General features: G+C 49.4%; 8 protein-coding genes. 4 read left to right on the top strand and 4 right to left on the bottom strand.

The window, feature by feature from the left end; translation table 11 throughout:
- Positions 1–85: 85 nt before the first annotated feature.
- The 4 genes from dndB to dndE are packed head-to-tail and all read left to right on the top strand — an operon-like array spanning position 86 to position 5,157.
- Positions 86–1,171, top strand: a complete 1,086-nt coding sequence (gene dndB / locus AAHA41_RS04185) for a DNA sulfur modification protein DndB (RefSeq protein WP_323070571.1) — start codon at positions 86–88, stop codon at positions 1,169–1,171.
- Complete coding sequence (gene dndC / locus AAHA41_RS04190) at positions 1,168–2,802, top strand: DNA phosphorothioation system sulfurtransferase DndC (RefSeq protein ID WP_041209431.1); 1,635 nt, start codon at positions 1,168–1,170, stop codon at positions 2,800–2,802. Before dndB ends, dndC begins: the two co-directional genes overlap by 4 nt.
- On the top strand, positions 2,792–4,810 hold the full coding sequence (gene dndD / locus AAHA41_RS04195; protein ID WP_323070570.1) for a DNA sulfur modification protein DndD: 2,019 nt from the start codon (positions 2,792–2,794) through the stop codon (positions 4,808–4,810). Before dndC ends, dndD begins: the two co-directional genes overlap by 11 nt.
- A complete protein-coding gene (gene dndE / locus AAHA41_RS04200) occupies positions 4,810–5,157 on the top strand; it encodes a DNA sulfur modification protein DndE (protein ID WP_323070569.1) in 348 nt (115 codons plus the stop codon). The genes dndD and dndE overlap by 1 nt, the downstream gene beginning before the upstream one ends.
- Before the next feature lie 180 nt (positions 5,158–5,337).
- Here dndE and AAHA41_RS04205 read toward each other — a convergent pair whose 3' ends face one another.
- Genes AAHA41_RS04205 through dptF form a run of 4 tightly spaced genes read right to left on the bottom strand, consistent with a single transcriptional unit; the run spans position 5,338 to position 15,112 of the window.
- Positions 5,338–7,074 (bottom strand): AIPR family protein, encoded by a 1,737-nt coding sequence (locus tag AAHA41_RS04205; RefSeq protein WP_342697307.1) that lies wholly within the window; start codon positions 7,072–7,074, stop codon positions 5,338–5,340.
- Positions 7,067–12,181, bottom strand: coding sequence for a DNA phosphorothioation-dependent restriction protein DptH (gene dptH, locus AAHA41_RS04210; protein WP_323070520.1), 5,115 nt, complete (start codon positions 12,179–12,181; stop codon positions 7,067–7,069). Before dptH ends, AAHA41_RS04205 begins: the two co-directional genes overlap by 8 nt.
- Positions 12,162–13,490, bottom strand: coding sequence for a DNA phosphorothioation-dependent restriction protein DptG (dptG, locus tag AAHA41_RS04215; RefSeq protein ID WP_323070521.1), 1,329 nt, complete (start codon positions 13,488–13,490; stop codon positions 12,162–12,164). Before dptG ends, dptH begins: the two co-directional genes overlap by 20 nt.
- 2 nt (positions 13,491–13,492) lie before the next feature.
- The gene (dptF, locus tag AAHA41_RS04220) at positions 13,493–15,112 is read right to left on the bottom strand and encodes a DNA phosphorothioation-dependent restriction protein DptF (protein WP_323070522.1); all 1,620 of its coding nucleotides are present in this window, start codon (positions 15,110–15,112) and stop codon (positions 13,493–13,495) included.
- Between the last annotated feature and the right edge of the window lie 293 nt (positions 15,113–15,405).

The following is a 15,405-nucleotide window of genomic DNA, read 5'->3' on the forward strand; positions in this document are numbered from 1 at the left end:
TAATCAACAGTCTTATAACAACATACAATTACGTTAATTTTGACGTAAGGCACGACTTCAAGTAGGACTAGCCAGGAGCATCATCATGAACCACTTTGACGCTGACTACTGCTACTCATTCCCCGCAGTGCGTGGGATACAAGCCGGTCGCCCCTTCTATATCGCGACCTGCCCGATGCGCATCATCCCCAAAATCTTCAACTTCGATGAGAGCGAAGTCCCCCCTGAATTGCGGGCTCAACGCACATTGAACAAATCCCGGATCCCGGAAATGGTGCGATACCTCTTGGAGAATCCCAAGGATTACGTCTTCTCTGCCTTGACTGCGTCAATTGCTGTTGACGTCGAGTTTGCTGAACACCCCGGCTCCAACAACCTGGGCACTTTACGAGTGCCCATGGATGCACAGATCTTGATCAACGATGGTCAGCACCGCCGCAAAGCTATCGAAGAGGCGTTGGTAGAGCGCCCCGAACTGGGTCAGGACAACATCCCTGTCTTGTTCTTTGTCGACGAAGGGTTAACCCGAAGCCAGCAAATGTTTGCTGATCTCAACAAGTACGCGGTCAAACCCAGTCCGTCACTGTCTACGCTCTATGACCATAGAGATCAAGGCTCTGAGCTTGCTCGCCACCTGGCTACCAGCATGGAGCCCTTCGTCGGGCTTACTGAGATGGAAAAGTCGAGCATCTCCCAGCTCTCCAGCAAGCTCTTCACCTTAAGTAGCATCAAGCAGGCAACCCGAGCCCTACTGGGCAAGGGACCTAAAGAGGGCTGCACAGATGAAGAGGCCAGGCTGGCAGCTCTCTATTGGAAAGCGGTCTACGACCAGATGCCGGATTGGCAGATGGCCAGTCGCAAAGAAGTATCACCAGCCCAACTCCGGCAGGAGTATGTCCATGCTCACGGCGTCGGCCTGCAAGCTCTCGGTATGCTCGGCCGCTTTTTGATAAGCGAGCATCCTGATACCTGGCAAGCAGACCTTGGTAAGCTCAAGACCATTGATTGGCGCAAAACCAACCCGGAATGGATTCGCAGAACCATGTCGCATGGCAAGCTAAGCAAATCCACCACAGCGCTCCAGCTTACCTGTAACGCCCTTAAAACCTCACTAAACCTCTCCCTCACACCTGAGGAGAAGGTACTTGAAGCTCAGGTTGTCACTCAATGAACCCCTTGATTCAGGCCCATGATCTGGCCGATTACGAAGATTTCATCAATACCGAGCCCTTTGCCGGCCGCCCACTGGCCGAGTATGTAGCTGAAGTACAACGTATCTATTGCGCAGACAAGCGACCCTGGGTCATTGGTTATAGCGGAGGTAAAGACTCTTCTGCTGTGCTGACGCTGGTTTATCTGGCACTGCTGGGGTTACCGCCTGAACTGCGCCACAAAGATGTCTTTGTCGTTTCATCAGACACCCTGGTCGAGACCCCTGTTGTCGTCGATTTGATCATTCGGACCATGGATCAAATCGAAAAGGGCGCCAAACGCGATGCGTTACCCATTACCTCTCACCCTGTCGTACCCAAAACCCATGAGACGTTTTGGGTAAACCTGCTCGGCAAAGGCTACCCTGCCCCGACTCGCAGCTTCCGCTGGTGTACCGAGCGAATGAAGATCAACCCGGTCAGTGACTTTATCAAAGACAAGGTCAGCCAGTTTGAAGAGGTGATCGTTGTGCTTGGCTCTCGCAGCAGCGAGAGTGCTTCCCGTGCCCAGGTCATTGCCAAGCACAAGATTGATGGAACCCGTCTTGCCCGCCATACCACGCTGGCCAATGCCTTCATCTACACCCCTATCGACACCTGGGATGTTGAGGATGTCTGGAAACTGCTGCGCGGCGCCTTCAAATACGCGCCGGATGATGTGGAAGAGTGGGAAAATCCCTGGGGCGGCAATAACCGCCCGCTCTGGACTCTTTATATGGACTCCTCGGGTCAGGGTGAATGTCCATTGGTCATTGATGACAGCACCCCCTCTTGTGGTAATTCACGCTTTGGGTGTTGGACCTGTACCGTGGTCACCAAAGACCGAGCCATGGAGAGCCTGATCCAAAACGGCGAAGACTGGATGCTCCCCCTGCTCAAGTTTCGTAATCAGCTAGCTCTGACCACAGACCCTGCGCAAAAAGATACCTACCGAAACTACAAGCGCCGCACCGGCAAGGTGAGCTACCAATACGCCAAAGAGGGTGAAGAGCTTAGCGCAGAGCGCAAGCACGTCCCCGGCCCTTATTGGCTGAGATACCGCCAAGAGTGGCTTAAAGAGCTGCTCGAGATGGAGCGTGACCTCAACCTGCGTGGCCACACCATTACTCTGATCACCAAGCCGGAGCTGCATGCGATTCGCCAGGAGTGGTTAACTGACCCTAACGAGCCGGATTGGAATGACTCACTGCCAGCTATATATCGGGAAGTATATGGCGAAGACCTCGACTGGCTAATCGACGATCAGTCACGCTTCAATGCCAGCGATGCCGAGCTGCTGGCACAACTAAGCCAGGGCTATGATGTCGAGCCCGAGATGGTGATGAAGCTGATAGAGCTCGAAATATCTCTTGAAGGGCTGAGCCGCCGCCAAGGCGTTTTCGCCAAAATAGGAACCATCCTGAAACAGGATTGGGGCAGCCTCGAAGCCATTGAGCAGAAACAGGCACAATTACAAAAGCGCAATGAGCGCGATCTCTATCAAGAAGAAGTGGAACAAATTGAACAGTCGCTTGCTGGATTGCAAAAGCAATTGGCACAAGCCGACGATATGGCGGCACTGTTTAGTGAGGCAGTAAAAAATGATCATTAAGAAGTTGGTCTTGCATAACTTTCGTGTATTTCGTGGTCACCACGAAATAGAGCTGACCCCACAAAAACGCGAACATGAGCGACATGATAGACCTATCGTGTTGTTTGGTGGCCTCAACGGCTCTGGCAAAACGTCGATTTTGTCAGCCATCCGTTTAGCGCTGTATGGACGCCTGGCCTTTGATAACCTCATCCACAATCAGGACTATATTGACCAACTTACTGCACTTATCCATAACGGTGTCAGTGTCTCTCAACAACCTAAAGATGCCTCTATCGAGCTGGTTTTTACCTATAACCAGGGGGGCACTGAGTCTGAATTTACCGTTATTCGTAGCTGGAATCGCAATAAAAAAGATAGACTCAAACTGCTGCAAAACGGCGTCGAGCTGGACGAGCTTAACTATGAACAGTGCCAGGGTTTTCTCAATGAGTTAATCCCGCACGGTATTGCTGATCTCTTCTTTTTTGATGGCGAAAAGATCGCCTCATTGGCAGAGGATGAATCGGGCAAGATTCTGCAGACTGCGGTACGCCGCCTGCTCGGCCTTGACCTGATCGCCAAACTGCGCACCGACCTTGGCATCTATTTAAAGCAGCAAGGAGCCAAAGAGCTGGGCACCCAACAACAGCACAAATTGGCCGAGCTGGAGCAGAATAAAAAGCAGTTTGCCAAACAGGCCGAGCATTATCGATTTGAAGCTGACTTGGTGATGGCAAGGATTGGCCTGATTACCCAAGACATTCAGAAATATGAAGCCATGCTGGCAGCACAAGGTGGTGCATTTGCGCGGACAAAAAATCAGGAGCAGCAGAAAGTAGCTGAACTGGTAAAAGAAAAAGAACAGCTTGAAAAGAGTCTGCGCCATGAATGTGATGGCGCCCTCCCCTTTGCACTGGCCCCCAACACCATGGCCAAACTGCAGCAACAGCTGGCCAAAGAAATAGAGATAAAAAGGGCTCGCAGCTTTTCCCAAGAGCTCAATCTTTTTCTCGAACAGCTTAAAGCCAATATCGGCTTTAAAGGTAAAGAGACGCTGGCCATCACAACCCAGGCGATCGAAGAGCAGCTTGACAGCTTTATGGCCAACAAGCCGCAAGGTGAAGTTCTCTTTGATATCTCGGAGCGAGAGACTCACATCGTCATCGCGGCAATCAGTGAGGATTGCCAACGTGCTTGGAGAAAATTTGATGCACAGCGTCGTGAATTGGCCAAGGTTGAACATCAACTGGAGCAAGCCGCCAGCAATATTGAGCGAGCACCGGATGATGAGCAGCTGATGGATATCTTCCAAACCCTGCGAGAGATGGACAATCAACGGCAAGAAGAGCGCCACAAATACAAGGCACTCTTGGAGCGAGCCAAGCAAGCGGTAATGAGTCAACTGGACTGCGCCCGCCAGATCCAGAAATTGCACGATAAAGCCAGAGAGCAATATGGTGCCGTGAGTGCAGTGCAATATGCCAATGAAACCATCAGTTTGCTGGATGAATACAGCGATGTATTGACCCAGGCTCGGGTTAAAACGCTGGAGAAGAATTTTGAAGTGGCCTACCGAAAATTGGCCAGAAAAGAAGATCTTCAGATTAAGGCAAGGATCAATCCTCACACCTTTGATGTGGAGCTGGTAGACGAAGCGGGAATTGCTATCAATAGAAAGTCGCTCTCTGCCGGTGAGAAGCAAATTTATGCCATCGCGATCCTGGAAGCCTTGGCCAAAACGTCTGGTCGACAACTGCCGGTCATTATTGATACCCCGCTGGGACGCCTTGACTCACACCATAGAGATAAGCTGATTCATCACTACTTCCCCTATGCCAGTCATCAGGTGATATTACTGTCGACCGATACAGAAGTGGATGAACGCTATTTTGCCAGTGCTCTGGCTGATGATATCTCTCATGCCTACCAGATCCGATTTGATGCGCTGACCAAGTCATCAAAGCTGACCAAGGGCTACTTCTGGAAAGAGAGTCCTGCCCAAGTGCAAGCCAAGGAGGTTTATTAATGCTCCCGAATCGCATGCAGCTTAGCCGCCAAACGGAAGAGCAGCTTAAACGATTAAAAGCCAATACCGGGATCACTCCCAATGTGGCAGCACGTCTGGCTTTTTTTCGTTCAGTGGAAACTGATTTTCGCTACCATCCTGATCATAAAAAACTGGATGGCAGCCTGGTCCTCGACAAAATAACCTGGCTGGGAGAAACCCTAGTTGTGACCGAGCTCACCCTGCAGATGATTTATCCTGACTTGGATCATAAAGAGTGGATAAAAGCATGGGCAGCTCATGTGGAAGATGGAATAGCTTCACTACGTAATCATCGTAGTCTAAGCGATTTTACCCAAGCAATATGACTGAGAAAAAACGTAAAAATATTCCATGGACGGAAGATGAATAAAAATCAGCCGAATGTTTTATAAAAAATTAATTTTTACGGGATAAAATAAACATCCAGCTCCCTATAATCATTAGGACTGAATGACAATGCTAGCTGAAAAGCCAGCATTGTCATTAATTTAGCGTTGCAGTATGAGCTATTTCATTACTTTCAACTCAAATTTTTGAGCCACATAATCTTTAAATCTCGACAATCCCATTTTTCTAACTATAGATGTATTGTCGACTTCAAACTCGCTTATACATGCCTCTAGCCTATTAATCAAATCAATATAATTCATATTGACTTCGTTCTCGATAAGGTAAAGAATGTAAAAATATTTTATTTGACTACCTTGATATATGGAGCTCTTATATTCTCTTATTACGTCAAAATAGGTATTTACAAGCTTAGGGGCTTTTTCAATATTAAACCCTTTAATGAAAAGATCATTATAATCTTTATCAAAAATGTCTTTAATACTATTTGTAGATTTTTCTGGGTATCCATTGATAGCCTTCAAAATCTGACCAAATGTCTCCATCTTTATCATATGGGTATAATTTTTATTGTCATCCTTGCCCGTATCACCAGATTTTCTTATATATGCAATGCTATGTTCTTCAAGGTATTTTTCAATATCAATCTGCTCTGATGATAATGATTTTAGGTCTGACGGTTTGATAGAGTTTTGGCTATTTGTATATTCAGCAATTTTATGAATGTCATTTGAGCTTGAATCAGGCATAAATATACGTAGCAATACCTCCGCATTACAAAGATAATTAGATATATTATCTTTACTTTCCTTATTAAAATTATGAATGGAACGTAATGTTTGCCCGCCATTAACAATTTGAAAGCCGCAAATATCAAGCTTCATGTTTTTATTGCCTGGCAATGGTGACGCAGATATAGAACGAGCCACCATAGTTATTCCATTATTATACATAAAAAATTTAGTTGGATTGTTTTTAATCGTTGCACTTATATTTGGATTATATTTGGATTTTTTAACAAACCCTCTGACATTATCAAATAGAACACTATATTCTATACCTACATTAGATAATATAGAAAGATCCTCTAGGCCTTTATCTAATCTTAGTGATTTATCACTGCAGGTCATTCTTATTATTTCATCGCATCTAACTCTGACAATATACGACTTTGCTGAAGCTTTACTATCCTCACTGTAGCACATTAATGCATCTTTACTAACAATAATGCTAGCATCGATATCTTCTGGTCTAATCGACATGAATTGTGCAATAGTTGGAAGAGCCAAAGGCTCTATCGTGATTCTATAGATATTAGTTAAGTCATCTAATTGTGATGTTGTTTGTTTTACTTCTTTTGCCTCATTACTAACTTGATAAAGCCTAACATCCCATTCATCTTTAGGGTAAAAAAATATATCATGTAATTCTTTAACTTTACTCAATAGCTTATCATGAAGCTGATACTTTTTGGTGCTATCAAATGAAAGACATAAATTTAAAAACTTAGTCGAGACAAAGGTGTCATTCAAATCTTGAGTTTTGTCGACATTAAATCCATCTCTATACTTAAAGTTAAATAACTTTACTATTTTTTTCTCTTCATTTATGTAAACAACGTCCATCCCATGATCATCAATATACTCCTTAAACACAACCCTATTGAACTCAGTATCAATAATAGAGTTAATCAACTGATCATAGTCTATATCTTCATCTACACTACAAACATTCTCTAGGATATACAAATAAAAGCCAAAGCGTTTCCGGCACGCCTCGGTTAATTTCCCACCGTCACTAAAACCGGTATAATCACAGAGTAATTTAAAATACCTTTCTAATTTTTTATTTAAAATTTGAAAGTCTCTTATTGTTGCAGTCACAGCTTCACTCATAGTTGGATAACTCCCAAAATGCTCTGTCCCGCATCATAGATACCTTTTTATCTCCATCGATATAGAGACTAAAGTGCTTATCCAGTTTGCGGATGGTTTCCATTAATTGTTCTTGCTCTGCCTTATCATCTTTATTAAAGATGGCCTTGATATCGGCATTCTTGATTTCGGCGACGCGATGCACCACCCAGGTCAAGATATAAGAGCCGTAGTTGTTTTCCCCGGTTTTAAAGTGACTCAAGTCCTGGGTTGAGAGGATCACCCCCACCCCGTACTCGCGTCCCTCTTTCAGGATCTTGCGCAGGCTGGGGAAGTCCTGCGACATAAAGTTGTCGGCCTCGTCGACCAGGATCATCTTGGTGATCTGGCGATAATCGCCGTTGACTTGCGGTTTGCCGCGCTTTTGCATCTGCGAATAGAAGAGATCCAGCGTCAGGGCTACCACCAGGTTCTGGATCTGGGGTGAGTAGCCCGCCAGCTCGATCACCGTCACCCCATCGAGCAGCTCATACAGAGAGCTCACCTTATCCGGCATGGTTTCAAAGATCTCGTAAGTGACCAGCGAGTCGAGCGCAGCGTAGAGAGAGTCCTCCTCCACCTTTTCCTGCTCAAGATAGAGATCCCATACCTGAGCCAAGGTAGGCGTAGGCCTTGACCAGGTGCTGGCGTCAGCTCTGCTGATCCCCGCCAGCTCATAAGCATCGAGGATTAACTTGCGCAGCCGTAGCTGCTGCTTGGGCCCGAGGCCAAAGGCTTTGGCCAGGGTCTCGGCAAACCCGGTCGCGGTATGCACCGGCAGCATCGGCATATCGCCATAGAGCGAGAGCGGATTGTACGGCAGGCGATACAACCGCAGCCGCTTGCTCTGGTTGGCCTCGCTAAAGGCATCATCCACATAGTCGGATTTGTAATCGAAGATCAGCAGGCCGATCCGTGCGCCCTCGACGTTATTGTCTTGCTGGCGCATCAGCTGGGTGATCAGCGACTTGGTAAACTGGGTTTTACCAGTGCCCATGGTGCCGATGATGCCTGTATTGGTATTCATAAAACGGGCAGTATTGGTGGGCTCCCAATAGAGGGGCGTTTGCCGCAGCGCCTCGTGGCCAAACAGGATACGCATGGGCTCTGTCGGCTCGCCGGTCAGTCCGGTTTCCACCGCTATTGGGGTAACCGGATCGGTGTTTTGGGTATCAGCGGCTGGTGCCACTGGCGCCATATCCACCGCCTGATTGTCCCCTTCTTTTGGCTGCGGTTGAGAGCCAGATTCAGGCTCAGCCGTCTCTTCTCTGGGCCCCAGCCGATATTGTTTGTCTACATGGCACAGGGTCACCAACTCATCAAGCGCAGGGGCGCTACAGGCCTGAATAAGGCTACCCAGCAAGGCGTAGGGCAGTTCAACCTGCAATACGCCCCGCTCGGTCATCTGGTAGTGAGGCACAAAGAAGCTGTCGTTTTCGATATGGGCGACCACAAAGCCTTCGGGATAGTCGGGCACGCTGGCCAGGGTATATTCCCCTTTGAGCCACCACTCCCGCTCGGTCAACAGCGGTGCAAGCTGCGCAGGCTGCATCACCTGATAGAGGCACAGCTTGTCGACCTGCATCAGCACCTGGCGAATAAAGAGACCACGGTAGAGCCGCGCAGCTAGGGTATTGGGGCCAAGCACCTCTTCCATCAGGTAACGCTTTAGCTCCAACGCCTGTTGTCCGGCATAGGCAAAGTCGGGTCTGACACCTGTCTTGACCTCCAGAGGCAACAGATAGAGTTGCTTGCCCTTGAAGCCGACAAAGAGCACGTCATCGGAAATGGCCCCTTTGCGATACCCATGCACCTGACGGGAGAACTCGCTGTCGCTCATCTTGAGGCCAACATTGCCGGAGACGCGGATCATCTCGGCCACGGAGAGGGGGACCCAGCAGATATCGGATTGCCGCAACAAGGCCGAGACAAACTTGTAGGCACCGATGATGCCGTTCTTCTCTTTGCGCTCCTTGTCGTTGACCGTGAGCATCTTGAGCAGCCACTCGCCGTTGAAGGCATTGAATTCGGAGAGCAACGTCTCCCCTTGTCCGTGTCCCTCTTTTTGCAGCAAGCGTTTAAAGAGGTCGACCTGCTTGGTTACCGTGATGGCGTCATAACCGGCCGCACTGGTGTATTGATCCGAGTAGTGGATCAGCACAACATCCTGCTGACTGGTGAAGAAATCGAGGGTCACCTTGGGATCGATGATGGTGGTCCACAGTGCGCTGTCATAAGAGCGAGTCAGCAGAGCCTTGAAATCAGCACTGACCGCTAGCCCCAGGCTGGTTACTAGATACTGGGCATTGCTCTGGCTGGCCGGTTGCCACAGGTTGCCCAGCAGGCGGGCTACCCGCAGCGACTGCACCCCTTGATAGGGCACGCCACGCAAACCAAAGGCGGTGAAATAGGCCGCTCCTTTAGTTTCGGCCGCTTCCCCGGCGATCAAGCCATCACACAGCACACCACTCAGAGCTTCATCGGTATTGATGGGATGGCACTCTACCGGCTCCTGGTTGCGGAAAAACGCCAAGTGGGCATAGGCAAACTGCTCACGCTCGTTGGGCAGGGTGAACTTGCTGTAGGTCAGACGGCTGCGGATCAGGTCGATCAGCATATCGGCCTCAGCACGCAGCGCAGTGGTGTTCAAGCCAAGCCAGGTTTTCAGCTCGTCATAAGCGGCAGTTTCGGCAAAGCGGTCGAAATCGTTGAATTGCAACCGCTCATCGTAGAAGTTCACATGGATGGCGATCGCTTGCTCTTTGTGCAGCTTGAAGTGCTCGATCAAACCGAGGAAAAGCTCTGCCGCACTCGCCTGATTGATGGCATTGACGATCAGGGTGCTCTTGGCCCCGGCACTGAACAGACGAGAATAGGCCTGGGTAAACTCGGCCAGTTTGTCGCGCACCAGACGCTTGATGTAGCTGTAGCTCTCCTGCTTTTGTGGCACCACGTCGAGCCAGAAGCTGTTCTCCCGCACCGGCAGCAGATGAGCGTAGCCAGAGTCATTGTCATAGACGAAAGGCAGCAAGCCAGATGCAACCAGGCGCTCGCGGGTCACCTCTGGCAATTCGGCAAAAGAGCTGACGCCATCTTCATCGCGATCGGCTTTTATCTCGGCCACCAATTGCCAGTGATAGGCAAGTACCAAGGGGTGCAGCGGACTAAGGCGTTGCCACTCATCCTGACGGCACAGACCGATGCGCATCAACTGTTTGTGCTCGAGCGCCAACACCGCATTGGTCGGTATCTCGCACAATGCCGCTTCGTAAGCATCCAGCACCCGCTGTACCAGGGCGCAATAGCTGTCGCCCCAGGCCACCAGGCTCGGCAATGTTTTCTTGTGTTGCAGATAGTCAAACAGGGCAGCATAAGCGCCATGTAAATCAGGGAACCTTGCACTAATCGCCGCAAGTGGCATTGGATCGGCAGTCAGACCGATATACAAGGCCCGCTCATCAACCATCCGTGCTTCGAGGTTCAGCAGCTGCTGGCGGATCCCGACCACACCACTTTCGCTGTTATCGAAAATGATCTTGCCTTTGGCCCGCAGATACTCGGCATTACGGTCATCTCTGAGCAGCTTGGCGAAGCGATCCCGGTCAAACAGCAGCGGAACGCAAATACTCTCATCGGCGGCCGGGCCTTCAATATTGATGGGTAAGCGACGCTCGCCATTGACCAGCTCAAACTGGATCTGTTCGCTCTGCTCGGCCAGCGTATCAAAGTTCACCCAGCCACAGGCGCTGCAGTCCACTTCGCCCTCATCGTCAACCAGATGCATGATGGCGTCTTGCTCTGGGTTGACCTTGAACTTGTTCTCTTCCAGCAGCAGGGTCAGCCACTTCTTGCCCGCATCAACTCGGAAGCAGTGCAGCAACTCATCGAAATAGAAATCTCCCTGCTCTACCACTAGACAGCGGAACTTGTACTCTTCGGAGCGGTTATCGCGTTTTAGCTCAAGGCTAAAAAAGGTGGGTTCTCCTGTAACGGGCAAGGTCACCGTCGCCCAGCAACGTTTACCACCTACACGGCTGACAGAATAAGTGACCGCATTTTTGAGCGGCCCATTGTGCATCAGTTTGAACTGGCTCTCGTCCAGATCATTACCGATGAAGGTAAAAGAGAGGTTGAGGGTTTTCTCCCCCGGCGGGAGCTGGATCAGCAGGCTCAGGTCGCGTTGTCCCGCCTTGCTCTGGCTTTTGGCTCTTTGTTGCAGTGAACCACTGTCAACGGCCACCTCTTCCAATAGCAACTTTTGCGCTTTGTTGGCTTCAATCTCTTTGAGGTAGGCTTCAAATTCCAGATCACGCCAGCTCTCATCCTGGAAATGCTGGCGGATAAACTTGGCGCTGAACTCTTTCAGGACACTCTCGAGCTGATCGAGATCATAATGCTCAACTGCATCTTCAATCTCGCGTCGCAGCTTGCGGTTTGCTTGGAGCCGCTTGCTGATCTGAGCCTTCTTGCCGCTCCAGTTCAAAATGACCGGGTCATTGAATAGCTGAAGCTCATCAAATTCCAGAACACCATCTTGATCCAGTGCACTGAACAGAGGAGCAAAACCAAATACGGTCGCCCCCTCTTCAGTGATGAGGGACAGTTGCTCTTCAAGCAGGCAGGCTGACAGCTCCTTGTTACTGCTGCCAACATCAATCAGTGCGCCAAGCTGCTGCGAGAGACTATCCGGATGCCAGACCGCACCGGGCGCCCCCAAATCAAGCGCACTGTTGATCAGAGTATCCAGCATGCTGTTGTGGATAATGAGCAGGGCTGCTTTTTCAAATTCTGCACTGCGCCCTGCTACCAGATCACGTAAACGGGAAATGTAGTTTTCGGTAAATCCAGGCGCCTCACCATGCAACACTGGTAAAACCAGCACGCCATTGCACTCTATATACGGCAGGTCAATGCCATCGGCCGTAGCCAGCGTATTTGTGGCAGCAAAGGTCACCAGTGACTGATAGAGCACCAGACCGTTTTCTGCGCTGGGGGATTTGAACTGGTAACGTGAACCCGGCTCAATGTCGGCACTGACCCACTCGATAAAACGTTCGGCCAGAAAATGCTCAAAGGGTCTTGCGGACATATACGGCGTCTCCACTATCACTCATTCGTTCTACATTGCCCATGCGCTCATAGAAGCTGACCAGTTGCTGTAATGACTGGTTATCAAGATAAAAACCGCGCTGTTCGAAGCCTTTGCGCAGATCGTGCAGGCGCAGCTTGTCGGCCTTGCCGATGGTGAGATTGGTCAACAGCAACAGCTGATCCTGATTCAGTACCAGGGTGCGGCCAGCGGCCCCCCGGGCCTGAATAAAATCACTGAGCAACTTCTCTTCCAGCTCTTTGACATATTTCTTGTTCACGCCGCCACGGGAGGTATTGGCATCACGGAATTGCTCCAGAGCCAACTCTTTGAGCTGCTCAAAGGCTTCTGCCACGCTGTTTGTGAGAGGACGCTCAGGCCGTAACCCGCGCTTATCTCTAAAGGCCTGTAGATAGTTGTTCAAATCTTCCAGCAACTGAGTCTGGTCAGCATATTGCGTGGCATCGTGATAAACCTGCCAGAGCGGTCTTTTCTTGGCATCCCCTGGCAACTGGAGCACGTCAAGGGCGGAAAGCAGCGGGAAAACCCGCTCGCTGGCAGCAGCCAGCAGCTTGTAGCCAGAGCGCTTTACCGATGTACGTTCAGAGCTGGCCTTTTCCGAATCGAGAATAAAGTAGAGGGGCTTGCTTTGGGGCTCATGTTGCCAGTCGGTCACATTCAGCGCCAGCTGAGCACAGTAAGCAAAGGCATACAGCTTGAGTGTGCCAGGCAAGGCTTGCAGCAGGTACTGAGGATGCGCAGCCAAAAAGCGAATATCTTCACGAAATACGGCATTCAAAAAAGGTAGATAAGGTTGCTCATCCTCATTTTTTACCAGGCTGCCGCTTTGCAGCCTGCCTTGCAAAACGGACAGCAGTTCTTGCTCGACAAAGTTGAGCTTGTCATCGAGCGCATCTTCCAGGAAGAAATCCCCCAACAGACCTGCAAACAATTTGCACAACCGCGTATCTGGTGCGCTGAGATCGGCTTGCCCACTCTTCTTACCTTTGGCCTTAAACAACAGGAACAGCGGTGAAATATGAAAGAGTGCATCATTTGAAAAATAGGCTCGCTCAAGCACCTGCCAAAAATCAGGATCGTCGAGCTTGCCTGCAAACCGGGCTTTGCACTCCTCCTTAAATTGCTCAAATTCATAGGCAGTCACCTGCTTGCGCAAGGAAAGCCCCAGCACGACACCGGTCACGGTATCCCAGTCAAACTCATTGCCTTTGTTGCGAATGGGCCAGTAATTGGTGAGCTTGTTTTTATCAACCGGAGCTAATCCGACAGGAATTGGATACAGAGACATGACTATCTGGTTCCTTCTACAGTGATCATGCCGTCATCCAAACCAAGACGGTAATGCTGATCACCTTCGTAATAGTGAAGAACAGGGCTCTTTTTAGCGACAGCGCGGATTTGCTCAACCATCTCATCAAGCAACACGATGGCATTCTTGTCGTACTTGTTTGGCCGATAGCCATTGTTGAGCTTGCAGATCAGCTCAAACAGATTGAGGTTGATTGCCATTGGTGCCAAGGGCTGATCATCAACCTTCAGATAGGCGCTGAAATGATCGTGTTTCTCGACATGCTGACGCTGAATTGCGCTGTAATCAGCTTTCAGCTCGACAGGTGCCGCGACATGACACTGGCCAAATTGACCAAGAGAAAGCTCTCGCTTTGACAACTCAGGGGCATTGCGGTTGGCATAAACAAAAATGGCCGGGATCAGCGCTTTCACATAGAAATTGCGCAAGGCCAGCTGGCTTCCACCCTCCCCAAGATACTGACTATGCTGCAGCCAGACAGTGGCATAGTGTTCAAGTACCTGCTCTTCAAAATCGACTTTGAATTGGTGATGGTAGTTATTGCCAAGCTCACAGTCCTTAAGCAGATAAAAAAGGCGCAGAAGGGATGCGGCTTGACCCGCTTTATCACGAGGCTCGTTGAATATGAGCCCCAGTTTTGCCAGCTCGACCATAAAGGCATCCAGCACCTCATCCGGTAGATTCAGCTCATAACGCAGCACAAACTGGTCTACCGCTTGGGTATGAATCAAGGCAGGATCAAAGTCAGCAAGACGCAGGCTTAGCTCGCTGTCTTTAGCCATAAACAGGTTGTCAAAGAGGTAATGTTCCCCAACCAGAAGCTGATGCAACAGATCCAGCAAGGCGCGAGTCGTAATGAATTGATCCTTGATCAAACGGGTTTTGAACAGCGTGGTAATGATAATCTCTTGCACGTGCTCATTGGCCAACAGCCTGAAATTGGCGATGAGGCGCATGTCGCGTTGGCGTTGCTCATCTGCAAGGGCAATAGCATGAAACAGATTGTCATCGGTTGGCTGAGTTAACCGCTTGAGCAGTTGACGCATAAAGCTTGAATAGCTGCCAGCGTCATCATTAAAACGAAATTTTGGATAGGACTCGAAATCCAGAAAGTGATATGCCCCTTGCGTTCTCTCGCCACTATCCAAAAAACGCTCGATCACGCCACGCAACTCACTGTGACGCTCAGCCCCTTCTTTGGCAAAGTTGGCCAGCATACCGATATTGATACCAACCACCAGGGGTTGAGCCCCGTCTCCTGCACGATCAAAGAGTTCGTTTAGCGCATCGATTGCTGATTGATGAGGCGAAAAGCTATGGGTTGCATCCAGATGGAAGGTATATCTGTTTTTATATTGGTCATAGCTACGTGACAATATTTCAGATTTGCCATCACCACTACTGCCGCATAAAAACACACATTCACCAGGCAGCAATGCACGGAGGCACTTCTCAAAGTCATGCTCGATTTCGGGTGTAACATAGAGATAATCCTTGAGATCATCAAACAGATCTCTCTGACGTTGTGTTGTCGTCTTGACCGAGAAAGAAGAAGATTTAGCCAAGACCCCGAGGGCCTTGCGAAGGGGGATTGAGCTCACGGTATAACCCTGCCATTTCCATATCAGCAAGATAGTAACCGATTGAATCATTGAGAGACTACTAGAAAGACATGTCTTTGTATGACTCCGTGCACTCTGTCATATCATCCCCTAATTAGTAATCTAGCTTTCTCACACCATTAGCCCTAAACGCCCCCCCCTTTTAAAGTAAAGATGTCGCCAGCGCCTCCGGCTCGATTGCTCCCCATTTAAGTTGCCCCCTACCAACACCAAAACAAAAGTTGCATATTTTAGGGTATTCCTCATCGTGTTATCACGAGTAATCACCATAT

The organism is Aeromonas sp. SER (assembly GCF_038739615.1).
GTDB lineage: Bacteria > Pseudomonadota > Gammaproteobacteria > Enterobacterales > Aeromonadaceae > Aeromonas > Aeromonas jandaei.